Here is a 21,989-nt window from a genome sequence, read left to right as displayed (position 1 = left end):
GTCGGATCGCATTGTCAGTGGCGTGGTGCACGGTTGGTGACAGATCCGAACCGGCCGAGCTGGAGGGGGCCTCAGCCATGACTGTGTCCGTGGAACCGACGACCGTGGAAGCGAAGCGGGGAGAACCGGCCGAGGCGTTGCGCCCGCATGCCGAGGAGGCGTTCGCAGGCGAACTCGCCGCGCTGGCCGCGCACGACGACCGTCCGCGCCCGGCTCGCTGGAAGCTGTCGCCGTGGGCGGTGGCGACCTACCTCCTCGGCGGCACCCTGCCGGACGGCACGGTGATCACCCCGAAGTACGTGGGCCCGCGGCGCCTCGTCGAGGTCGCCGTCACCACCCTCGCCACCGACCGCGCCCTCCTCCTGCTGGGCGTGCCAGGCACCGCCAAGACGTGGGTGTCCGAGCACCTCGCCGCCGCCGTCAGCGGTGACTCCACGCTGCTCGTGCAGGGCACGGCGGGCACGCCGGAGGAGGCGATCCGGTACGGCTGGAACTACGCGCAACTGCTCGCCAACGGTCCCAGCCGTGACGCCCTCGTGCCCAGCCCGGTGATGCGGGCCATGGCGGAGGGGATGACGGCGCGGGTGGAGGAGCTGACCCGTATCCCGGCCGACGTGCAGGACACGCTGATCACGATCCTGTCCGAGAAGACGCTGCCGATACCGGAGCTGGGCTCGGAGGTGCAGGCGGTCCGCGGCTTCAACCTCATCGCCACGGCCAACGACCGCGACCGCGGGGTCAACGACCTCTCCAGTGCGCTTCGCCGCCGTTTCAACACGGTCGTGCTGCCGCTGCCGGAGAGCGTCCAGGCCGAGGTCGACATCGTCTCGCGCCGGGTGGACCAGATCGGCCGCTCCCTCGACCTGCCGGCCGCGCCCGACGGCATCTCGGAGATCCGCCGTGTGGTGACGGTCTTCCGCGAACTGCGCGACGGGGTGACGTCCGACGGCCGTACGAAGCTCAAGTCGCCCAGCGGCACGCTGTCGACGGCCGAGGCGATCTCCGTCGTCACCAACGGGCTCGCCCTCGCCGCCCACTTCGGCGACGGCGTCCTGCGGGCCGGGGACGTCGCCGCGGGCATCCTCGGCGCCGTCGTCCGCGATCCGGCGGCCGACCGGGTCATCTGGCAGGAGTACCTGGAGGCGGTCGTCCGGGAGCGGGACGGCTGGAAGGACTTCTACCGGGCGTGCCGCGAGGTGAGTGGGTGAGCACCGGCCCGGGGGCCGGGCGGACGGCAGGGAACCGGGGCGGGTGCCGGGGAGAGCAGTGGGCGCGGGGCTGACGGCGGCGGACGGTCGTCCGTGGGCGTACGGGGTGTCGGGCCGGGACACCCGCGGTGGGTCCCGGCGGGGAGCGTGTTCGACGGGCGTGGAGACGGTGGAGACAAGGGGGACGGTCGTGAAGGGTGTCGAGCGGAGCGGCGGCAGCGGGACCGGACGGGGCGGCGAGGACGACTCCAAGTGGCCTCGACGGGGGGCGGTTCGGCGGGGAGGGGTACGGCGTGGACGGGTACGGCGTGACGGGCGTGGGTGAGGTCGAGGGCGGAGCGGCGAGCGGTCCCGCGGGGGCCGGGGGCGGGGGCATGGCTGGGGGCGAGATGTCGGGGGGCGTGGCGTCGCGGGGCGGGGGTTCGACCGACGTGGGCGTACAGGAGAGCGGGAGCGGCTCTGGGCGGGACGGCGCCGGCGTTCGTCGCGGTGACGGCGGTGCGGGCGAGGCCGGCGTTCAGGGCAGCCGGAAGGCCGGGTCCGGGCCGCTGCTGCTCGGGGTGCGGCATCACGGGCCGGGGTCGGCGCGGGCCGTGCGGGCGGCGTTGGACGCGGCCAGGCCCCGGGTCGTGCTGATCGAGGGGCCGCCGGAGGCCGACGCGTTGATCCCGCTGGCGGCCGAGGAGGACATGCGACCGCCGGTGGCGCTGCTCGCCCATGCCGTGGACGAGCCCGGCCGTTCGGCGTTCTGGCCGCTGGCCGAGTTCTCCCCGGAGTGGGTGGCCATCCGCTGGGCGCTGGAGCACGAGGTCCCGGCCCGTTTCATCGACCTGCCGGCCACGCACACGTTGGCGTGGGGGAGGGACGAGGCGGGTGAAGGGTCGACCGGCCTGCCGGGCGAAGCCGCCGACGGGGGGCCGGGGGTGAGCGGGTCCGGGGCCCCGGACGCACAGGGCACCGACCCGTCCGGCGAGCGTGCCGCTCCGGCCGACGAGAACACCGCCGACGAGAACACCGCCGAGGAGAACGCGGGGACGTCTCCCGCCGGTGGGGGTGCCGGATCCGCGGACGAACCCGCCGTCCAGGAACCCGCCGTTCACGAGGCCGTCCGTGTCGATCCCCTCGGGGTGCTGGCCGAGGCCGCCGGATACGACGACCCCGAGCGGTGGTGGGAGGACGTCGTCGAGCACCGGGGAGCGGGGCAGGGCGACGTGTTCGAGCCGTTCACCGTGCTGGAAGAGGCGATGGGGGTGCTGCGGGAGACGTACGGGACCGGCGGACACGACCGGGACCTGGTGCGCGAGGCGTACATGCGGCTCCAGGTGCGGGCGGCGCAGCGGGAGTTCGGGGACGACGTGGCCGTGGTGTGCGGGGCCTGGCACGTGCCCGCGCTGCGGCGGAAGAGCACGGTCGCCGCCGACAAGGCCCTGCTGAAGGGGCTCCCCAAGGTCAAGGCCGACATGACCTGGGTGCCGTGGACGCACCGCAGGCTCTCGCGGCACAGCGGCTACGGCGCCGGGATCGACTCGCCCGGCTGGTACGGGCACCTGTTCGCCGCGCCGGACCGGCCCGTCGAGCGGTGGCTGACCAAGGTGGCGGGGCTGCTGCGCGACGAGGACCGGATCGTGTCCTCGGCGCACGTCATCGAGGCGGTGCGGCTGGCCGAGACGCTCGCGGCGATGCGCGGGCGCCCCCTGCCGGGGCTGAGCGAGACGACCGACGCGGTGCGTGCGGTGATGTGCGAGGGCTCGGACGTGCCGTTGGCGCTGGTGCACGACCGGCTGGTGGTCGGGGACGTCCTGGGCGAGGTGCCGCAGGCGGCGCCCGCGGTGCCCTTGCAGCGGGACCTCGACCGGATCCAGCGGCGGCTGCGGCTCAAACCGGAGGCGCTGGAGAAGGAGCTGGAGCTGGACCTGCGCAAGGAGAACGACGCCGGGCGCAGCAGGCTGCTGCACCGGCTGCGACTCCTGGGCGTGCCGTGGGGTGAGCCGGTGGCCTCGCGCGGGAGCACCGGTACGTTCCGGGAGACGTGGCGACTGCGGTGGGAGCCGGAGTTGTCGGTGCGGGTCGCCGAGGCGGGGGTGTGGGGCACCACCGTGCTCGCCGCCGCCACGGCCAAGGCGGAGGCGGACGCCGTCTCCGCGCCCGGCCTCGCCGACGTCACCGCCCTCGCCGAGCGCTGCCTGCTGGCCGAACTGCCCGACGCCCTGCCCACGGTGATGCAGATCCTCGCCGACCGTGCCGCTCTGGACGCGGACGTGGGCCATCTCGCCCAGGCCCTGCCCGCCCTCGTCCGTTCCCTGCGCTACGGCGATGTGCGCGGCACCGACACCGGCGCCCTGACGGAGGTCGCCGCGGGCCTCGCCGAGCGCGTCTTCGTCGGGCTGCCGCCGGCCTGCGCCGCGCTCGACGCGGAGGCGGCGGAGGAGATGCGGCGGCATGTGGAAGCGGTCCACGGAGCGGTGGGACTGCTGAGCGAGGCAGCGGCGGGCCCGGCGGACGGGACGGTGGTCCCCGGGCAGGACGGGGGCGGCCCGGACGAGTCTCCGGTGGCTGGCCCAGCACAGGACGACGACAGTGCCGGCGCCGCGCCGACTGCTGTTCACCGCGGCCTGCGCGGGCGCTGGCAGGCCGTGCTCAAGGTGCTGTCCCTGCGGGAGTCCGTGCCCGGCGTCATCCGGGGACGGGCGGTGCGACTGCTCCTGGACGACGGCGAGCTGGCGCAGGACGAGGCCGCACGGCTGATGGGGCTCGTGCTGTCGCCGGGGACGGAACCGGCGGACGCGGCCGCGTGGATCGAGGGGTTCGTGGGGGGCGGGTCCGGCGGCGGGATGCTCCTGGTGCACGACGAGCGGCTGCTCGGTCTCGTGGACGCCTGGCTGACCGGGGTGTCGGCGGAGGCGTTCACCGATGTGCTGCCGCTGCTGCGGCGCACGTTCTCGGCGTACGAGCCGGGAGTGCGCAGGACCCTGGGCGAACTCGTCCGGCGGGGCCCGGGACAGCGGGGGAGCGCGGCGGGCGCCGGTTCCGGGACACCGGGTTTCGGAGCGGACCTCGACCGGGACCGGGCCGACGCCGTGCTGCCCGTGGTGCGGCTGCTGCTCGGCCTGGACGACGACCGAGGAGACGAGCAGGGCTCCGGCCGGGGCGGCCATGCCGAGCACGACGGCCACGGCGACCATGACGGCCACGGCGACCACGGCGGCCATGGCGACGACTTGATGTACGCGGACGACAACGACCTTGCGGAGGTGGCGAGATGACGATCGAGGTAGCGCGGGCGCCGCGGGACAGGGCCGACAGGATGTCCGCCGCTGACGGGGACGGGCGCGGAGCCGCCTCCGGGAGCAGAACCGGGTCCCGGGTCAAGTACAACTCGGTGACGGGCGTGGTGGTGGTCCCGCTCTGGGACCGTCTCCGGACGGGGGCGAGGGCATGACCGCAGAGCCGAACGACTCGACGACTGGGGCGACTCCGGAACCTCCGTCGACACACCCGACACACCCGGCACACCCGGTACACCCGATGCCTTCGACACCGTCCATTCCGGACGGGACGACCGGGGTCCCGGCGGAAACCCCCGTCGTGGTTACCGATGACGCTCCGTCCTCCACCGACGAGCGGCTGCGGCGTTGGCGGCTGGTGCTGGGTGGGGAGGCGGCCGATGGGACCGGGTGCGCGCTCAGTGGGCGGGATGCCGCGATGGACGGGGCGTTGACCGCGCTCTACGGCAGGGGGGACGGGAAGGGGCAGGCGGGGAAGGAGCGTTCGGCGGGTCTCGGGGCCTCGGCGCCGTCCGTGGCGCGCTGGCTCGGGGACATCCGGACGTACTTCCCCTCCTCCGTCGTCCAGGTCATGCAGCGGGACGCCATCGACCGGCTCGGGCTGTCCACCCTGCTTCTCGAACCGGAGATGCTGGAGGCGGTCGAGGCCGATGTGCACCTGGTCGGCACACTTCTCTCCCTCAACAAGGCGATGCCGGAGACCACGAAGGAGACGGCACGTGCCGTCGTGCGCAAGGTGGTCGAGGACCTGGAGAAGCGGCTGGCCACTCGCACCCGGGCCACGCTCACCGGCGCCCTCGACCGAAGCGCCCGGATCAGCCGGCCACGCCACCACGACATCGACTGGAACCGCACGATCGCGGCCAACCTCAAGCACTACCTGCCCGAGTACCGGACGATCGTGCCGGAGCGGCTCGTCGGCTACGGCCGGGCCTCCCGGTCGGTGAAGAAGGAGGTCGTCCTCTGTATCGACCAGTCGGGGTCGATGGCGGCGTCCGTGGTCTACGCGTCCGTGTTCGGTGCGGTGCTGGCGTCGATGCGGTCGATCGACACCCGGCTCGTAGTCTTCGACACGGCGGTCGTCGACCTCACCGACCAGCTCGACGACCCGGTGGACGTGCTGTTCGGCACCCAGCTCGGTGGTGGCACGGACATCAACCGGGCGCTGGCGTACTGCCAGTCGCAGATCACCCGGCCCGCGGAGACGGTGATGGTGCTGATCAGCGACCTCTACGAGGGCGGCATACGCAACGAGATGCTCAAGCGGGTGGCGGCGATGAAGGCGTCGGGGGTGCAGTTCGTGACGCTGCTCGCCCTGTCGGACGAGGGGGCGCCGGCCTACGACCGGGAGCACGCGGCCGCGCTCGCCGCGCTGGGGGCACCGGCGTTCGCCTGCACTCCCGACCTGTTCCCCGAGGTGATGGCGGCGGCCATCGAGAAGCGCCCGCTGCCGATACCGGACCCGGTGTGAACCCCGGGCGGCCGTTGGTGATTTGTCGACCCGGTGACCTGCGGCTTCGGTCAGCAAAACGGACATGACTACGCATCGGTAACAGGGGACTTGCGCGACCTCGGGCACCCCGTGCAAGGATCGGCTTCTCCACAGTCTTCACCCTTCCCCTCCGTTTTCCTTTCGCCTTCGTTCCCTTTCACCTCCGTTTCGTTTCGCTTTCTGCTTCTCTTCGTTCCTTCGCACGGAAGGACCCGGCCCCTCTTGACCTGGTCAGCAGCCTTTCCCGGTGCCGTCGCGCGCGTGCTGCGCGCGGTGGGCGGGCGGCGCGCGCTGCACGTGGGGCTGCTGGTGGGCGGGTTGTTCGTGCTCGGCTTCCTCTGCGGGGAGCAGGCACACGCGGCGGACGGCGTCGGGGCGTTCGCGGGCAGGGCGGCCGGTCAGCCGGTGCGGTTCCCGGCCGTCGACCGGCCGGTGCGGCTCCCGGCCGCGTCACAGGCCCCGCACACGGCCGCGGCGACCGGAGCGGACACGGAGACGAACACGGACACGTACGCGGACACCGCAAAGGGCCCCACCCCCCAGCCGGTAACCCCCGAGCCGGTAACCCCCGAGCCGGTAACCCCCGAGCCGGTAACCCTCAAGCCGCTGGCCCCCCAGGCTGCCGCTCCCGACACCTCCCCCCACCCTGCCGACGGCAAGGCCGACCGCCCGGTGACCGAGGACGTCATCGGCACCGTGGCCGACGGTGTCGTGCGACCGGTCGGTGATCTGGTTCCGCCGGTCGCTGATCTGGTCCCGTCCGTAGGTGAGTTGGTTCAGCCCGTCGGTGATCTGGTCGAGACGGTGACCACGGGGTTGACGGGGACGATCGGGATACCGGCCGAGCCGACCCTGCCGGGGTGGCCGACGTTGCCGTCGTACCCGGAGTCCCCGTCGTGGCCGACCCTGCCGACGGTGCCCGGCGCCCCCACGCTTCCGGGCCTGCCCGGGATACCGGGGCAGACCTTGCCCGCGCCCGCGCCGGTCACCTCGGCACCGCAGCCCCAGCCGGGCAAGCACGCGGCGGAGCAGCCGGACGCCGGTGACGAGGGCCCCGCGGCCGACAGCGCCGTGCAGGGGCCGCGGTTCGCCGGACACGGCACTGTGACCGAGCCCGGCACGCGCTCCTCCGTCCACCGTGCCACCGCCACGACCACCACCGCCCACACGCCCGCGCACCAGGCACCCTCCGACAACCCGGACGGAACCCTGGGCGGCAAGTCGGCCGTCGACAACGGCTCGTCGCGACACGGCGACGCGCATGCCATCACCCCTGACCACCGGGCGCCGCTGCGGCTCGTGCCCGGTGCCGCCGCGAGCGTCGACGCGGCCGGGACCCGGGACAGGCACCGGGACATCCCCGTCTTCCCCGGCTAGGGCAGACCTCCCCTCCCCGCCGACCTGCGCGCGGGGGCGGAACAGGACTGCCCCAGCCGTTCGGACCCCCCAGGTCTCCCCGAGATCTCCTCGCAACTCCGGACGGATCCCCTGGGAGCCCCGTGGCTCCGGATGTCCCCGTGCCGCACCAGGCACCCCAAGATCCAGGGATCTGACGCACACATGAACAAGAACATCCGCCGTTCCCTCGTCATAGCCGCCGGCGTCACCGGTGCGTGGGCACTCGGCACCACCGTGGCCGACGCGGACGAACTCCCGGCCACCGCCCTCTCGGCGACGGACGCCGTGCTGCCGCCGGTCGTGAACACCACCGTGCACGGTGTGGTGCCGGTCGCCGGGCAGGCCGTCGCGGACGCGACCGCCCTCGCGCACGGCGTCACGCAGGACGTCCGGCCCTTCGCGACCGGAGTGGCCGGGGACGTCGCTCCGCTCGCGCACGGCGTGGCGGGTCACAGCACCGACCTGGGGTACGGCGTCACGGGTGAGGTCCCGGCGTTCGCGCACGGGGTCACCGGAGCCGTGCGGCCCGTCGTCGACACCGTCACCCGCATGGTGGAGCCGGTCGCCGGCAGCACCTCGACGCCGGCCCACGGCGTCACGCAGGACGTCCGGCCGTTCGCCACCGGCGTCGTCGGCGAGGCCGGCCCCGTCGCCGGGCAGGTCGGCCCCTTCGCCGGTGATCTGACCGGGACTCTCCAGGACACCGCGGGACCGCTCGCCGGGCACGCCGTCACCGGCGTCCAGGGCGTGGCCGAGTCCCTCACCCCGGGTCACGCGCGCGACCACCGCGCCTGACCGTCCCCCCACCACCGACTCCGTGAGGCGACGGACCCCGGACGGCCGAAAGCCGTCGGTCTGTCCTGCCGGAACCTCACGGACAGGGCGGAGAGGTCCCATCGGGGAAGGGACCCACCGCCCGGGCTCCTCGTGACGAGGGGCTGCACCATGGGCCTCACCGGGGCAACCCCACCCCGGTGAGGCCCTTCCCCATGTGCCGGCGATGGCTTCCCGTCACCTCACACGCGGCACGCCGTGCCAGTGAGCGCGGCATCATGTGACAGGTATCACCGCTCAGGTGTGACCCTCGATTTAGGGGCCTCCTGCAAGCAGCGATAACCTGCGAGACGGACATGCCGCGCGCTCGGACACCGTGTGCGCCTCCCTTGTGACACAGACAGTGGTCGGACGTCACGTTGCCCTCGCGGCACGCCCACGCAGACAACGAACCGCGAGATCACTGATAGGGACGGAAGCGCGTGGACCTGTTCGAGTACCAGGCGAGGGACCTCTTCGCCAAGCACGATGTACCGGTGCTGGCCGGTGAAGTCATCGACACGCCTGAGGCGGCCCGCGCAGCCACCGAGCGCCTCGGTGGCAAGTCCGTCGTCAAGGCCCAGGTGAAGGTCGGCGGCCGTGGCAAGGCGGGTGGCGTCAAGCTCGCCGCCTCCGCCGACGAGGCCGTGGAGCACGCGACCAACATCCTCGGCATGGACATCAAGGGCCACACGGTCCACAAGGTGATGATCGCCGAGACGGCCCCGGAGATCGTGGAGGAGTACTACGTCTCCTTCCTCCTGGACCGGGCCAACCGCACCTTCCTCTCCATCGCGTCCGTCGAGGGCGGCATGGAGATCGAGGAGGTGGCGGAGACCCGCCCCGAGGCCGTCGCCAAGACGCCGATCGACGCCAACGAGGGTGTCACCGAGGCCAAGGCCCGCGAGATCGTCGAGGCCGCCAAGTTCCCGGCCGAGGTCGCGGACAAGGTCGTCGACGTCCTCGTCAAGCTGTGGGACACCTTCATCAAGGAGGACGCCCTCCTGGTCGAGGTCAACCCGCTGGCCAAGGTCGCCTCCGGTGACGTGATCGCCCTGGACGGCAAGGTCTCCCTGGACGAGAACGCCGAGTTCCGCCAGCCGGAGCACGAGGCCCTCCAGGACAAGGACTCCGCGAACCCGCTGGAGGCCGCCGCCAAGGCCAAGAACCTCAACTACGTCAAGCTCGACGGCGAGGTCGGCATCATCGGCAACGGCGCGGGTCTCGTCATGAGCACCCTGGACGTCGTCGCGTACGCCGGTGAGGCGCACGGTGGCGTCAAGCCCGCCAACTTCCTCGACATCGGCGGTGGCGCCTCCGCCGCCGTCATGGCGAACGGCCTGGAGATCATCCTCGGCGACCCGGACGTCAAGTCCGTCTTCGTCAACGTCTTCGGCGGCATCACCGCGTGCGACGAGGTCGCCAACGGCATCGTGCAGGCGCTGCAGCTGCTCGCGGACAAGGGCGAGGACGTCACCAAGCCGCTCGTCGTCCGCCTCGACGGCAACAACGCCGAGCTGGGTCGCAAGATCCTCTCCGACGCCAACCACCCGCTGGTCCAGCGCGTGGACACCATGGACGGCGCGGCCGACAAGGCCGCCGAGCTCGCGGCTGCTGCGAAGTAAGGGACGAGGGACTAACAGCCATGGCTATCTTCCTCAACAAGGACTCCAAGGTCATCGTCCAGGGCATGACCGGTGCCACGGGCATGAAGCACACCAAGCTCATGCTGGCCGACGGCACGAACATCGTCGGTGGCGTGAACCCCCGCAAGGCGGGCACGTCGGTCGACTTCGACGGCACCGAGATCCCGGTGTTCGGCACCGTGGCCGAGGCGATGGAGAAGACGGGCGCGAACGTCTCCGTCCTCTTCGTACCGCCGGCCTTCGCCAAGGCGGCCGTCGTCGAGGCCATCGACGCCGAGATCCCGCTCGCGGTCGTCATCACCGAGGGCATCGCCGTCCACGACTCGGCCGCGTTCTACGCCTACGCCGTGTCCCAGGGCAACAAGACCCGGATCATCGGCCCGAACTGCCCCGGTCTCATCACCCCGGGCCAGTCGAACGCCGGCATCATCCCGGGCGACATCACCAAGCCGGGCCGCATCGGCCTGGTCTCGAAGTCCGGCACGCTGACCTACCAGATGATGTACGAGCTGCGTGACATCGGCTTCTCGTCCGCCGTCGGCATCGGTGGCGACCCGGTCATCGGCACCACCCACATCGACGCGCTCGCCGCGTTCGAGGCCGACCCCGACACCGACCTGATCGTGATGATCGGTGAGATCGGCGGCGACGCCGAGGAGCGGGCCGCGGCGTTCATCAAGGACAACGTGAAGAAGCCGGTCGTCGGCTACGTCGCGGGCTTCACCGCGCCCGAGGGCAAGACCATGGGCCACGCCGGCGCCATCGTCTCCGGCTCCTCCGGCACGGCCGCCGCGAAGAAGGAGGCCCTCGAGGCCGCCGGCGTCAAGGTCGGCAAGACGCCGACCGAGACGGCGAAGCTCGCGCGCGAGATCCTGGCCGGCTGAGGCACTCGGCTGCACGTGGATGGGCCCGCTTCCCTGTGTGGGGGCGGGCCCATCGGCGCGTCACGGGGCGGCGGGTCGTCGGGCGGGTGCGGGCGCGTTGTGGTTGCTCGCGCAGTTCCCCGCGCCCCTGAAGGGGCACGTTCCCCGCACCCACCTGAAAGGGGCGCGGGGAACTGCGCGACCAGCCCCCGCCGGCCCGCGGCTAACGAACCGACGGTGCCATCCTCTCCGGGCCGCTCCCCGCACTCTTCCGCAGCTTCTCGCGGAGCGACACCTCCGCCTCCGACAGCGGCCCCTGCCCCACCCGCTTCGGCACTCCCTGGATCTCCGCCCCCGGTGCCACCGGTGGCTCGTAGTGGGTCGGAGCCGTGCGCAGGGTGAGGGCCGTCGCGCCGATCAGGGCCACCGTGAACGCGATCGCCGCCTGGGTCCAGAAGCGTGCCCGGCGCTCGCTCCCGGTCCTGACCGCGGGCGCCTGCGCGGCCCGCAACCGTTCCCTCGAGGCCAGCGAGACCAGCCTCTCGTGCAGTTCGGAGGGGTCGGCCAGGTCGGGAAGCCGGGCCGCGACCGCCGCCCGCGCGTTCATCAGCCGGTAGGCCGTCGCCGGGGTGCTCGCCTCCGACTCCGCCGCCGTCTCCGGAAGGTCGAGGCCCACCCCGTCGTACAGCAGAAGCGTGCGCCGCTGCGACGGCGGGAGCTTCAGGAGTACGGCCATCAGCGCGCGGTCGGCCGGGTCGGCGACGGGTGCCTCGGGATTGCGGTAGCGGGGCCGGAACCGGTGCCAGGGGGAGAGGGCGTACTCGTACGCCATGATCCGTACCCGGCCCGCCGGGTCCCGGTCCACGGCCACCTCGGGCCAGCGCTGCCAGGCGAGTTGGAAGGCCCGTTCGACCGACTCGCGGGCGAGCTCGCGACGGCCGGTGAGCAGATAGGTCTGCCGGACGAGGGCGGGCGCGCAGAACGCGTACAGCGCGTCGAAGGCCTGAGCGGGTGTCAGGGCGGGGGCGGCGGGCTCCTCGTACTCCTGCTGAGGGTCCGTCAGCTCGTCGGCGGCGCCCTTCGCCCTCGCGACCTGATCCTGCGTCACCGGGCGCCCCTTCGTGCGAAAAAGTACATAGTCGTATATTGAGCGACACATCGGAGCTTCGCCTGTTACGACGAGAAAGCGCGTGTCGTTGGGAGCATGGCGGAGTGATCCAGATGACCGCCCGCCGCACGTCGTTGTCACCCCTGCTCACCCGGTTGCGCGACCGGACGCCCGGCCTGACCGCCGCCCTGCTGGGCGGTGCGGTGGCCGCCGGACTGGGGCTCGGCTCGTTCGCCGTGCTCGTGATCGTGCTGTGGATCAGCTCGCCCTACCCCGACAGCGGACCGGGTGGCGCACTGCACGTGGCTGCGGCCCTGTGGCTGCTCGCGCACGGGGCCGAGCTGGTCCGCACGGACACGCTCTCCGGTGTCCCGGCGCCCGTCGGCGTCACTCCGCTGCTGCTGCTCGCGCTGCCCGTGTGGCTGGTGCACCGGGCGGCGCGGGACCTGGCCTCCGGGGACGAGGAGCCGCCGCAGGCGTCCGGGCGGACGGCGTGGACGGGGGTCGTGCTCGGCTACCTCGCTGTCGGCGCGGCCGCCGCGCTGTACGCGTCCGGCGGGCCGCTGCGGCCCTCGTGGACGTGGGCCTGCGTGTGCCTGCCGGTCGTCGTCATGGGCGCGGCCTGGGCGGGGGTGTGGACGGCGTCCGGCCGTCCCTCCGACGCGTTGGACGGGGTGCTGGTGCTGCTGCCCGCCGGGGTGCGGCGGGTCGTCCTCGGGGCGGAGGCGCGGGCACGGCTCGCCGCGGCCGCACGAGCCGCGGCGGCCGGGGTGTCCGTGCTGGTCGGGGGCGGGGCGGTGGTGCTGGCGGTGTCGCTGGTGGCGCACGGAGACGCGACGCGGAGCTCGTTCCTCCAGCTCACGGAGGGGTGGTCGGGACGGTTCGCCGTCCTCCTGCTCTGTCTGGCGCTGATGCCGAACGCGGCGGTGTGGGCGGCGGGGTACGCCACCGGCCCCGGGTTCGTCCTCGGCGCGGGGCATGCCGTCGGGCCGCTGGCGTCGGACCCGGCGCCGCTGCTCCCGCCCTTCCCGCTGCTCGCGGCGGTACCGCAGGCGGGGGCCGGCGGGCCTGAGCACTGGGCGGCGGGGGTGGTGCCGGTGGTGGCCGGGGCGGTGGTGGGGTGGTCCGTCGGGCGGGCCGCGGACGCGAGCTGGTCGCGGCGGCGGACGGCGGGCGCGGTGCTGTGGGCGGCGGTGCTGTGCGCGGGGGCGGTCGCGGTACTGGCCGCACTGGCCGGCGGACCACTCGGGGTGGGCGTGCTGGCCCGGTTCGGGCCGGTGTGGTGGCAGGTCGGCGCGGCGGTGGCGGGCTGGATCACGGCGGCGGGGATGCCGCTGGCGCTGACGGTCCGGGCCTGGCGGGGCCGCACGAGGGGCGGGGTGCGGCGGCGGCTGTCCACGGCGAACGGCTGGTTGCACCGGAGCGAGAGGACCGGGCAGGCCGAGGACACCGGAGACACCGGGACGGCCGAGAGCAGCGGGAGGACCGAGAGGCCCCAGGCCGGACCGGATGCCGGACCGGTGGAGGCGCCCGCCCCGCGGGAGGCCGGTCCCTTCGACGAGGACGACGCCTTCGAGCCGTACGACTACCTGCCCCCCGCCCCCTCCGCGGAGCAGGTGCCCTCGACGACGCCCTGGTACGACGACGCGCTCCTGGAGGCCCGCTGGGCCGCGCTGAAGGAGGCGTCCGCGCCGCCGGAGAAGCCCGCCGAGAAGCCTCAGGCCACCGACTGACCGGTGTCGAGGCCGCGCCCCGGCGTCAGCCGTTCGTGCTCAGCAGTCCCCGGAGCTCCTTCGGCAGCAGGTCGGTGCAGGACTTCTCGGCCACGTTGGTGAGGGCGTCGTTCGTGCAGGTGTAGTAGTCGCTGTAGACGAGCCTTGCGGTGAAGCTCGCGGCGACCAGCACGATGGCCAGCGAGGCCGTGACCAGGCCGCTGATCGCCGCGGTGGTCTGGGGGCGGCCCGACTGCGGCGGGGCGGGGGTGTCGGGGTCGCCGGTGCGGGGCTTGGCGCGCAGGGCGCTGCCGCCCCAGTACAGGGCCAGCGCGCCCAGCAGCAGGCTGACGTACGGCCAGCCGAAGAGGACGAAGAAGAAGGCCCACATGCCGCACAGCAGGGCGTAGCGGGCGCGGCGCTGGGAGGGGTCAGTCGGGTCCCAGCGCATACCCGGTCCGGCGCTGCCCGGTCCCTGCGGACCGCCACCGGGGTTCGCGCCCGGGCGCTCGCCGAAGCCGCCGTCGGAGCGGCCCGGCTGGCGGTCGCTCCACTGGCTGCCCCACGGGGTGCGGCCACCGCCCTCGCCCCGGCCCTCGTCCGAGCCCTCGGGGCGGCGCGGCCGCCACGGGCGGTCCGGGGTGCCCTCCGGCGGCGGGGCGAAGGGGTTGTCGTCCTCGGCCTGACCGCCCTGCCCCTCGCCGTTCTTCTTGCCGGAGGGCGGGGCGTCCGGCGGTGACGTGGGCTGCTCCCGCAGCAGCACGCCGCTGCGCTCCCCTCCCTGCACCGACTGCTGGGGGAGCGTGAGGAGTCGCAGGCTGCGGTCCGACATCAAGTGAGCGTCTTCCCCTTGGAGTCCGTCGAGTACGTGAAGCGTCCGGCGTGAGCCGGCACCCGGTGAACGCACCGCGCACCACCCGCGTTCCCGGACCGGCTCCTTGCAGACGCTACCTTCCGGCCACGCCCCCGTCCCACGGGGGCCGTCCGGAGTGCCGGTATCGTTGCTGACGGTCGGCCGCTTCGTAGGCTTCCCCGTATCCCCGGGCCCGAAGCATTCGTATGAATGTACAAGCCGTCGGCCGCAGGAAGACGCTCTCCCGAGAAAGGGCCCCGCCGTGGCCGCCAAGCCCGTGGCCGAGCAGGCCAGGCCGGTCCAGCGCCTGGTCGTGCTGGTCTCCGGATCCGGTACGAACCTCCAGGCGCTGCTGGACGCCATCGCGGCGGCCGGCACCGAGGCGTACGGCGCCCAGATCGTGGCCGTCGGGGCCGACCGCGAGAACATCGAGGGGCTCGCGCGGGCCGAGCGGGCCGGGATCCCCACTTTCGTCCGCAAGGTGAAGGACTTCGGGACGCGGGAGGAGTGGGACGCCGCCCTCGCCGAGGCGGTCTCCGCGCACGAACCCGACCTCGTGGTGTCCGCCGGGTTCATGAAGATCGTGGGCAAGGAGTTCCTCGCGCGCTTCGGCGGGCGGTTCGTGAACACCCACCCCGCCCTGCTGCCCAGTTTTCCCGGCGCCCACGGCGTCCGTGACGCGCTCGCGTACGGAGCCAGGGTCACCGGCTGCACCGTCCACTTCGTCGACGACGGCGTCGACACCGGACCGATCATCGCCCAGGGCGTGGTGGAGATCCGGGACGAGGACGACGAGAGCGCTCTGCACGAGCGCATCAAGGAAGTCGAGCGAAGGCTGCTCGTCGAGGTCGTGGGGCGGCTCGCCCGCAACGGCTATCGCATTGAGGGACGAAAGGTAGTTATCCAGTGACCGCCGAGAACAAGCGGCCCCTTCGCCGGGCGCTCATCAGCGTCTACGACAAGACCGGCCTCGAAGACCTCGCACGCGGCCTGCACGAAGCGGGGGTGGAGCTCGTCTCCACCGGTTCCACCGCGGGCCGGATCGCCGCCGCCGGCGTCCCCGTCACCAAGGTCGAGGAGCTCACCGGCTTCCCCGAGTGCCTGGACGGGCGGGTCAAGACCCTGCACCCGCGCGTGCACGCCGGCATCCTCGCCGACCTGCGCCTCGACAGCCACCGCGAGCAGCTCGCGGAGCTCGGTGTGGAGCCGTTCGACCTCGTCGTCGTGAACCTCTACCCGTTCCGCGAGACCGTCGCCTCGGGCGCGAGCCCCGACGAGTGCGTCGAGCAGATCGACATCGGCGGGCCGTCCATGGTGCGCGCCGCCGCCAAGAACCACCCCTCGGTGGCCGTCGTCACCAGCCCCGAGCGCTACGCCGACGTCCTCGCCGCCGTCAAGGACGGCGGCTTCGACCTCGCCGCCCGCAAGCGGCTCGCCGCCGAGGCGTTCCGGCACACCGCCGAGTACGACATCGCGGTGTCGAGCTGGTTCGCGAGCGCCTACGCCCCCGCGGACGACTCGCCGTTCCCCGAGTTCGTCGCCGCCGCCCTGGAGCGCAAGAGCACCCTGCGCTACGGCGAGAACCCGCACCAGCCGGCCGCGCTCTACGTCGACGGCACCGGCGTCGGCCTCGCCGAGGCCGAGCAGCTCCACGGCAAGGAGATGTCGTACAACAACTACACGGACACGGACGCCGCCCGCCGTGCCGCGTACGACCACGCCGAGCCGGCCGTGGCGATCATCAAGCACGCCAACCCGTGCGGTATCGCGGTCGGTTCGGATGTCGCCGAGGCGCACCGCAAGGCACACGCGTGTGACCCGCTGTCGGCGTTCGGCGGCGTGATCGCGGTGAACCGTCCGGTCTCCAAGGAGATGGCGGAGCAGGTCGCCGAGATCTTCACCGAGGTCATCGTCGCCCCCGACTACGAGGACGGCGCCCTCGAGGCGCTCGCCAGGAAGAAGAACATCCGTGTCCTGAAGGCCCCGGCCGCGCCCGCGCACCCCGCCGAGGTCAAGCCCATCGACGGCGGCGCGCTCCTCCAGGTCACCGACCGCCTCCAGGCCGAGGGCGACGACCCGGCGAACTGGACCCTGGCGACCGGCGAGGCGCTCGGCGCGGACGAGCTCGCCGAGCTCGCGTTCGCCTGGCGGGCCTGCCGGGCCGTCAAGTCCAACGCGATCCTCCTCGCCAAGGACGGCGCCTCGGTCGGCGTCGGCATGGGCCAGGTCAACCGCGTCGACTCCGCGAAGCTCGCCGTCGAGCGGGCCGGCGCCGAGCGCGCGCAGGGCTCGTACGCCGCCTCGGACGCCTTCTTCCCCTTCCCGGACGGCCTGGAGGTCCTCCTGGAGGCCGGTGTGAAGGCGGTCGTCCAGCCGGGCGGCTCGGTCCGTGACGAACTCGTCGTCGAGGCCGCGAAGAAGGCCGGCGTCACCATGTACTTCACGGGGACGCGGCACTTCTTCCACTGAGACACCTGAGCGCAGGGGCGGCATCCGGACGGAGCCGCCCCTGCGTCATGTCGAACTGCGCAGCGCCGCCCAGGTGTTGGGCCCCACCTGGCCGTCCACCTCCAGGCCCCTGGCGCCCTGGAACTGCTTGACCGCCGCCTGGGTGTCCCTGCCGAACTCGCCGTCCACGCCCGAACCGCCCACGCTGTAGCCGCGCTTGGTGAGCATGCACTGCACCTGGACGACCCGCTGGCCCTTGTCGCCGTAGTCGGTGAGCTCGGTGCCCGAGTAGTAGGTGCAGCCGGAGATCCAGGCGGGGGTGGCCGGGGGCGCGGCCGTCCTCGTCACGGTGGCGGTGGGGGCGGGCGCCTCGCTGCCGCCGCCTCCGCCCGCGCTGCCGCCGCGGGGTGCGGAGGTCGCCGACGGTGTGCTGTCCGGCTCGCGGCTGCTCTCCTCGGCGACGGCCCGCCGCTCCTCGCCCTTGTCCTTCTTCTTCTCGCCCTTGCCCGTGCCGGAGGGCGAGGGCGAGGACGAAGCGCCGGGCCCGGAGGAGGTCGGTGCGGCGGCGGCCGTGACATTCCCGGAGCCTGTCGGGGCGGCGGCCGCTGCGTCGGGGCCGGGCCGGGTGAGCAGGAAGGCGCCGACGGCCACGGCGCCGACGGCGATGCCCGCCACGGCGGCCAGCAGGGGCCTGCGCCGGTTCCCGGTCCCGCCGGGCGGCCCGGGCACCGGCGCGGGCAGCGGCTCCACGGGGGTGCGGAAGTGGGGGGACTGCCGGACCGGCACGCCCTCCAGCGCCGCGCAGCCCCGCTGCCGCTCGCGGAGCCGGACGGCCAGAGGTTCGTGCCAGTCGGACGCGCGGCCGTGCCCGGCGGCAGCGGCCGCGTCGATCAGTTCCCGCGGGACGGGGCGCCCGGCGGGGTCCTTGGCCAGGCAGGCGGACAGCAGGGCGACGAGCGCCGGGTCGCTCCGCCCGAGTTCCGCCATGACCTCGGGGTCGGGGGCCTCGAAGGCGACCCGGTGCATGACGTCCACGCCGGTCCCGTCCCCGAAGGGGGCGTGCCCGGTGGCGGCGTAGACGATGGTGCAGCCGAGGGAGAAGACGTCGGAGGCGGCGTCGCAGCGGCCCTCGCGCAGGTACTCGGGCGCCATGTACGCGGCCGTGCCGACCCGGTTGCCGGTCGTGGTGATCGCGCTGCTGTCGGCGGCGCGGGAGATGCCGAAGTCGATGACGTGCGTGCCCCTGGGGGACAGGATCACGTTGGACGGCTTGAGGTCCCGGTGCACGACCCCGGCGGCGGCCAGCGCGGACAGGGCCTCCCCGAGCTCCGCCACCAGCCGCCACACCCCGGCCGGCGCCGGCAGCCCGCACTCACGAACGGCCTCGGCGAGGCTGAGGCCGGGCAGGTACTCGGTGGCCATCCACAGCAGCGCGTCGTCGAACCCGGTGCCCAGCAGGTGCGGCGCGCGCGGGGTGCGCACCCGCCCGTGCACCGCCGCCTCCCGCTCGAACCGCCGCCGGAAGTCCGGGCCCTCGGCGTACTCGGGCCGGATCACCTTCACCGCGGCGAGCCCCGGGGCGTCGTCGGCGCGCCGGGCCAGGTAGACCCGGCCCATGCCACCGCTGCCGAGCAGCCCGAGCGGGACGTAGGGGCCGATGCGCCCGGGATCGGCGGGCAGCAGCGGGACCGCGCCCGCCTGCCGCAGTGCGGTGTCACCGGCCGCCGGTATGTCTGTCACGGTCCCCCCGACCTGCCTCTTCGTACCTCAACGTGCTCTCGCGTCACACCAGTTGGCTGAGGAGAGGCTAGCGCCCCGTCGGCGGGGAGTTTGTGGATACAGGGGGAACGTGGCGCAGACGACGCCCCGGGGCCGTGTCACGGTGTGACACGGCCCCGGGGAGGTCCGGCGGACGGGCGGCGTGTGGTCCGCCCCGACTGCGGTGCGGCGGTGCTCAGTTGGTGCGGATGACGATCGACGAGCAGACCTTGTCGGCGAAGGTCTGGCGCTTGGCGTCCCAGGCCGGCCACAGCCAGCCGAGGTAGCACGCGAGGCTGTCCAGGAAGTGCGCGAGACGGCGGACGAAGGCCATGCCGACCCCGAGGGGCTGCCCGTCGCTCTCCCGCACCAGACGGATGCCGAGCGCCTTCTTGCCGAGCGTCTGGCCGGTACGGCCCTCCATGATCAGCAGCCAGATCGCGAGGCCGATGACGGCGAGGTAGCCGATGATCGCCAGGGCCGGGGTGTTGTTGGCCGCGCCGACGCCGACGAGGACGTACGGGACCGCGAAGACGAGCATGTCGACCAGGGTGCCGAGGAATCGCTGGCCCCAGTTGGCGTACGGGGGCTGCACGCCGTAGCCGGGCTGCTGCGGGTAGCCGTAGGCGGAGGCCGGGACCTGCGGCGCCTGCGGGTAGCCGTAACCGGGCTGCTGCGGATAGCCCTGCTGCTGCGGGTAACCCTGCTGCGGCGGCACACCCTGGGGAGCCTGCTGCGGGTAGCCGTAACCGGGCTGCTGCGGCTGCTGCTGGGGGTAGCCGTAACCGGGCTGCTGAGGCGGCTGCTGCTGGGGGTTCTGCGGGTTCTGCGGCTTTTCGTAGGGGTTGTTGGGCGAGCCGAAACTCATGGGATCCTCCGTCGGCCGGGCTGGGGACAATGCGGACTGCGCGGAGGAACGTCGTGTCTGAGCGGTCTGCCCCCCGAACACCAACCGCGATACCGCGATACTGCGCCAGACATCGTTCTAGGCAGGTGTGTTGTTGTCCAGCCTCATTCGGTATGTGTTGTGCAAGTGCAACCTCGCCGATCTTGGACGCGGCCCTGGTGGAGCCCTGATTGGAACCGGGGCCGGGTCATCCGGGAGGATGGGGTCATGACCGCCCAGATTCTCGATGGCAAGGCCACCGCAGCCGCGATCAAGTCCGATCTGACCGCCCGCGTGGCGGCGCTGAAGGAGAAGGGCGTCACGCCCGGCCTCGGCACGATCCTCGTCGGGAGCGACCCCGGCAGCCAGAAGTACGTCGCGGGCAAGCACCGCGACTGCGCGGAGGTCGGCATCGCCTCCATCCAGCGCGAACTGCCCGAGACGGCCACGCAGGAGGAGATCGAGGCGGTCGTCCGCGAACTGAACGACGATCCGGCGTGCACCGGCTACATCGTCCAGCTGCCGCTGCCCAAGGGCATCGACGAGAACCGCATCCTCGAGCTCATGGACCCGGACAAGGACGCGGACGGGCTGCACCCCATGAACCTCGGCCGCCTCGTCCTCAACGAGCCGGCGCCGCTGCCCTGCACGCCCAACGGCGTCCTGACCCTGCTCCGCCGCTACGGCGTCGAGATCAAGGGCGCGGAGGTGGTGGTCGTCGGCCGTGGCGTGACGATCGGCCGCCCCATGCCGCTGCTGCTCACCCGGCGCAGCGAGAACGCCACGGTGACCCAGTGCCACACCGGCACCCGTGACCTGTCCTCGCACCTCAAACGCGCGGACATCATCGTCGCCGCCGCCGGCTCCGCCCATCTGATCCGTCCCGAGGACGTGAAGCCGGGCGCCGCCGTCCTCGACGTCGGCGTCTCCCGCAACGCCGAGGGCCGGATCGTGGGCGACGTCCACCCCGGCGTCGCCGAGGTCGCCGGTTTCATCTCCCCGAACCCGGGCGGAGTCGGCCCGATGACCCGCGCCCAGCTTCTCGTCAACGTGGTCGAGGCGGCGGAGCGCGGTGTCGGCTGAGGCACGGAACCCCGGACAGCGGGGAGCGGCCCCGGCGGAGGGCGCTCAGGAGGAGGCCGCTGTGGCGTCCGCCGAGGTGCGTGGCCGACCGGTGGCCGAGGGCGCGGAGCCGGTGGCCGGAGGCCCGGAGCGGGGCTCCCGGCAGGCCGGCGTGACCTCCGAGGCGTCCCGGGCCGACAACGGTGACGACGGTGCCGCCCCGGGTGGAGAAGGTGGGGCCGACGAGGTGGAGGAGCCCGGCGAGCAGGCCGAGATGGTCGTACGGGACGCGATCAGCGCGCCCGACATCGACGGACGGCCGCGGCGGGCGACACGGCGGTTTCCGCTGTTCACCCGGGACACCGCACGGCCCGAGGGCGGTGGCCGGGCCGCGCCGCGGGACGCTCCGGCGCCCGCCCGGCAGTGGCCGGTGCTCACCGTGCTGGCCGTGGTGGGGCTCGGGCTGCTGCTGACCGCCCTCGACCAGTTCCGCTACGGCACCCTGTTCGTCGGTCTCGCCCTGCTGGGCGGTGCCGTGCTGCGCTGGCTGCTGCCGGACGTCGGCATGCTCGCCGTCCGCTCCCGCTTCACCGACATCGCGACCTACGGCGTGCTGGGCACCGTGATCGTCCTGCTGGCGATGATGGTGCAGCCGCACCCCTGGCTGGAGATCCCCTTCCTCAAGGACACCCTGCACTTCACCGTCAGCAACAGCTGACCCGCGCGGCGGCGGTCCGCCCCCACCCCCGACGAGGGACGGACCGCCTCCGCCACCCAGCCTCCCGTGCCGCGAACAGCCTGTTCAACCGCTGTCAGTTCGCTGTGGCACAGCGGTGACGGTTCCGGCACGGTGTGCGTGACCTGCCGCAGCCGGCCCCGGACCAGGAACCGATCAGTGCCGTGACGTCGTCACTTGCCTGGAACAGGTGAGGACGCCGCGGAGGTGGGCGATGAGTGGCTGGCAGGCGCTGCCCGACGATCTGCCGCCGGAGGTACGGCATTTCGTGGAGCAGCTCAGGCAGCTCAAGGACCGTACGGGGCTCAGCCTCGTCGCACTCGGCGCCCGCACCGCGTACAGCAAGTCCTCCTGGCACCGCTATCTGAACGCCACCCAGCCCCCGCCCCGGCAGGCCGTCGCCGCCCTGTGCCGGATCGCGGGCCTCGACACCCTGGACGCCGAGCGTTTCGGTGTGCGCTGGGAACTGGCGGTCCAGGTCTGGCCCCGCCCGGCGACGGCGCCCGCGCGGGCCTCCGGCGGCGAGGAGGGCGGGACGGACGAGAGGTACGAGGAGGACCCCACCCTGCCCTGGTGGGACGAGCCGCCCGAGGAGCGCGCGCACGGCATGAACCGCCTCCTGCTGGCCGCCGCGCTTCTGCTCGTGCTCGTCCTGCTGCTCGGGGTGGCCGGGGCCGTTGCGTCCGGGTAGGCAGGGACCCGGGTGACGGCCGTTATCTCCG

The 21,989-nt window shown here is 73.2% G+C and carries 17 protein-coding genes; 13 read left to right on the top strand and 4 right to left on the bottom strand.

Going from position 1 to position 21,989, the window contains the following annotated elements; all coding sequences use genetic code 11:
• The first annotated feature begins 77 nt into the window (after positions 1-77).
• From ACIQJT_RS29445 to sucD, 7 genes are all read left to right on the top strand, one after another.
• On the top strand, positions 78-1,208 hold the full coding sequence (locus tag ACIQJT_RS29445) for an AAA family ATPase (protein WP_402648605.1): 1,131 nt from the start codon (positions 78-80) through the stop codon (positions 1,206-1,208).
• A 548-nt stretch (positions 1,209-1,756) separates the two neighbouring features.
• Complete coding sequence (locus tag ACIQJT_RS29440; protein WP_402648875.1) at positions 1,757-4,471, top strand: DUF5682 family protein; 2,715 nt, start codon at positions 1,757-1,759, stop codon at positions 4,469-4,471.
• 262 nt (positions 4,472-4,733) lie between these two features.
• A complete protein-coding gene (locus ACIQJT_RS29435) occupies positions 4,734-5,963 on the top strand; it encodes a VWA domain-containing protein (protein ID WP_402648602.1) in 1,230 nt (409 codons plus the stop codon).
• 243 nt (positions 5,964-6,206) lie between these two features.
• Positions 6,207-7,361, top strand: coding sequence for a hypothetical protein (locus ACIQJT_RS29430; protein WP_402648600.1), 1,155 nt, complete (start codon positions 6,207-6,209; stop codon positions 7,359-7,361).
• A 183-nt stretch (positions 7,362-7,544) separates the two neighbouring features.
• The gene (locus tag ACIQJT_RS29425) at positions 7,545-8,177 is read left to right on the top strand and encodes a hypothetical protein (RefSeq protein ID WP_402648597.1); all 633 of its coding nucleotides are present in this window, start codon (positions 7,545-7,547) and stop codon (positions 8,175-8,177) included.
• 461 nt (positions 8,178-8,638) lie between these two features.
• On the top strand, positions 8,639-9,820 hold the full coding sequence (sucC, locus tag ACIQJT_RS29420; RefSeq protein ID WP_402648594.1) for an ADP-forming succinate--CoA ligase subunit beta: 1,182 nt from the start codon (positions 8,639-8,641) through the stop codon (positions 9,818-9,820).
• Positions 9,821-9,840: 20 nt separating this feature from the next.
• The gene (gene sucD, locus ACIQJT_RS29415) at positions 9,841-10,725 is read left to right on the top strand and encodes a succinate--CoA ligase subunit alpha (protein ID WP_365455894.1); all 885 of its coding nucleotides are present in this window, start codon (positions 9,841-9,843) and stop codon (positions 10,723-10,725) included.
• 202 nt (positions 10,726-10,927) lie between these two features.
• On the opposite strand, the gene ACIQJT_RS29410 is transcribed toward sucD, so the two are convergent.
• A complete protein-coding gene (locus tag ACIQJT_RS29410; protein WP_402648590.1) occupies positions 10,928-11,812 on the bottom strand; it encodes an RNA polymerase subunit sigma-70 in 885 nt (294 codons plus the stop codon).
• A 113-nt stretch (positions 11,813-11,925) separates the two neighbouring features.
• Here ACIQJT_RS29410 and ACIQJT_RS29405 point away from each other — a divergent pair, with 113 nt between their 5' ends.
• Positions 11,926-13,545, top strand: coding sequence for a DUF6350 family protein (locus tag ACIQJT_RS29405; protein WP_402648873.1), 1,620 nt, complete (start codon positions 11,926-11,928; stop codon positions 13,543-13,545).
• Positions 13,546-13,570: 25 nt separating this feature from the next.
• On the opposite strand, the gene ACIQJT_RS29400 is transcribed toward ACIQJT_RS29405, so the two are convergent.
• Positions 13,571-14,356 (bottom strand): hypothetical protein, encoded by a 786-nt coding sequence (locus tag ACIQJT_RS29400; RefSeq protein ID WP_365455888.1) that lies wholly within the window; start codon positions 14,354-14,356, stop codon positions 13,571-13,573.
• Positions 14,357-14,639: 283 nt separating this feature from the next.
• Here ACIQJT_RS29400 and purN point away from each other — a divergent pair, with 283 nt between their 5' ends.
• Both purN and purH read left to right on the top strand, forming a co-directional pair.
• Complete coding sequence (purN, locus tag ACIQJT_RS29395; RefSeq protein WP_402648587.1) at positions 14,640-15,287, top strand: phosphoribosylglycinamide formyltransferase; 648 nt, start codon at positions 14,640-14,642, stop codon at positions 15,285-15,287.
• Entirely contained in the window at positions 15,284-16,846 is a 1,563-nt protein-coding gene (gene purH / locus ACIQJT_RS29390) for a bifunctional phosphoribosylaminoimidazolecarboxamide formyltransferase/IMP cyclohydrolase (protein ID WP_365455882.1), read from the top strand. Before purN ends, purH begins: the two co-directional genes overlap by 4 nt.
• Before the next feature lie 45 nt (positions 16,847-16,891).
• On the opposite strand, the gene ACIQJT_RS29385 is transcribed toward purH, so the two are convergent.
• A complete protein-coding gene (locus ACIQJT_RS29385) occupies positions 16,892-18,565 on the bottom strand; it encodes a protein kinase (protein ID WP_402648583.1) in 1,674 nt (557 codons plus the stop codon).
• Positions 18,566-18,779: 214 nt separating this feature from the next.
• On the bottom strand, positions 18,780-19,451 hold the full coding sequence (locus tag ACIQJT_RS29380) for an RDD family protein (protein WP_402648580.1): 672 nt from the start codon (positions 19,449-19,451) through the stop codon (positions 18,780-18,782).
• A 246-nt stretch (positions 19,452-19,697) separates the two neighbouring features.
• Here ACIQJT_RS29380 and ACIQJT_RS29375 point away from each other — a divergent pair, with 246 nt between their 5' ends.
• The 3 genes from ACIQJT_RS29375 to ACIQJT_RS29365 all read left to right on the top strand — a co-directional run bounded on the left by ACIQJT_RS29375 (position 19,698) and on the right by ACIQJT_RS29365 (position 21,958).
• Positions 19,698-20,552, top strand: coding sequence for a bifunctional methylenetetrahydrofolate dehydrogenase/methenyltetrahydrofolate cyclohydrolase (locus ACIQJT_RS29375; RefSeq protein ID WP_365455873.1), 855 nt, complete (start codon positions 19,698-19,700; stop codon positions 20,550-20,552).
• Between the two features lie 61 nt (positions 20,553-20,613).
• On the top strand, positions 20,614-21,249 hold the full coding sequence (locus tag ACIQJT_RS29370) for a DUF3017 domain-containing protein (RefSeq protein WP_402648577.1): 636 nt from the start codon (positions 20,614-20,616) through the stop codon (positions 21,247-21,249).
• Between the two features lie 232 nt (positions 21,250-21,481).
• Entirely contained in the window at positions 21,482-21,958 is a 477-nt protein-coding gene (locus tag ACIQJT_RS29365) for a helix-turn-helix domain-containing protein (protein WP_402648574.1), read from the top strand.
• Positions 21,959-21,989 lie beyond the last annotated feature (31 nt).

Source organism: Streptomyces sp. NPDC091972 (assembly GCF_044756385.1).
In the GTDB taxonomy this organism is placed as follows: Bacteria; Actinomycetota; Actinomycetes; order Streptomycetales; family Streptomycetaceae; genus Streptomyces.
This window is presented reverse-complemented; position numbering and strand designations above follow the sequence as displayed.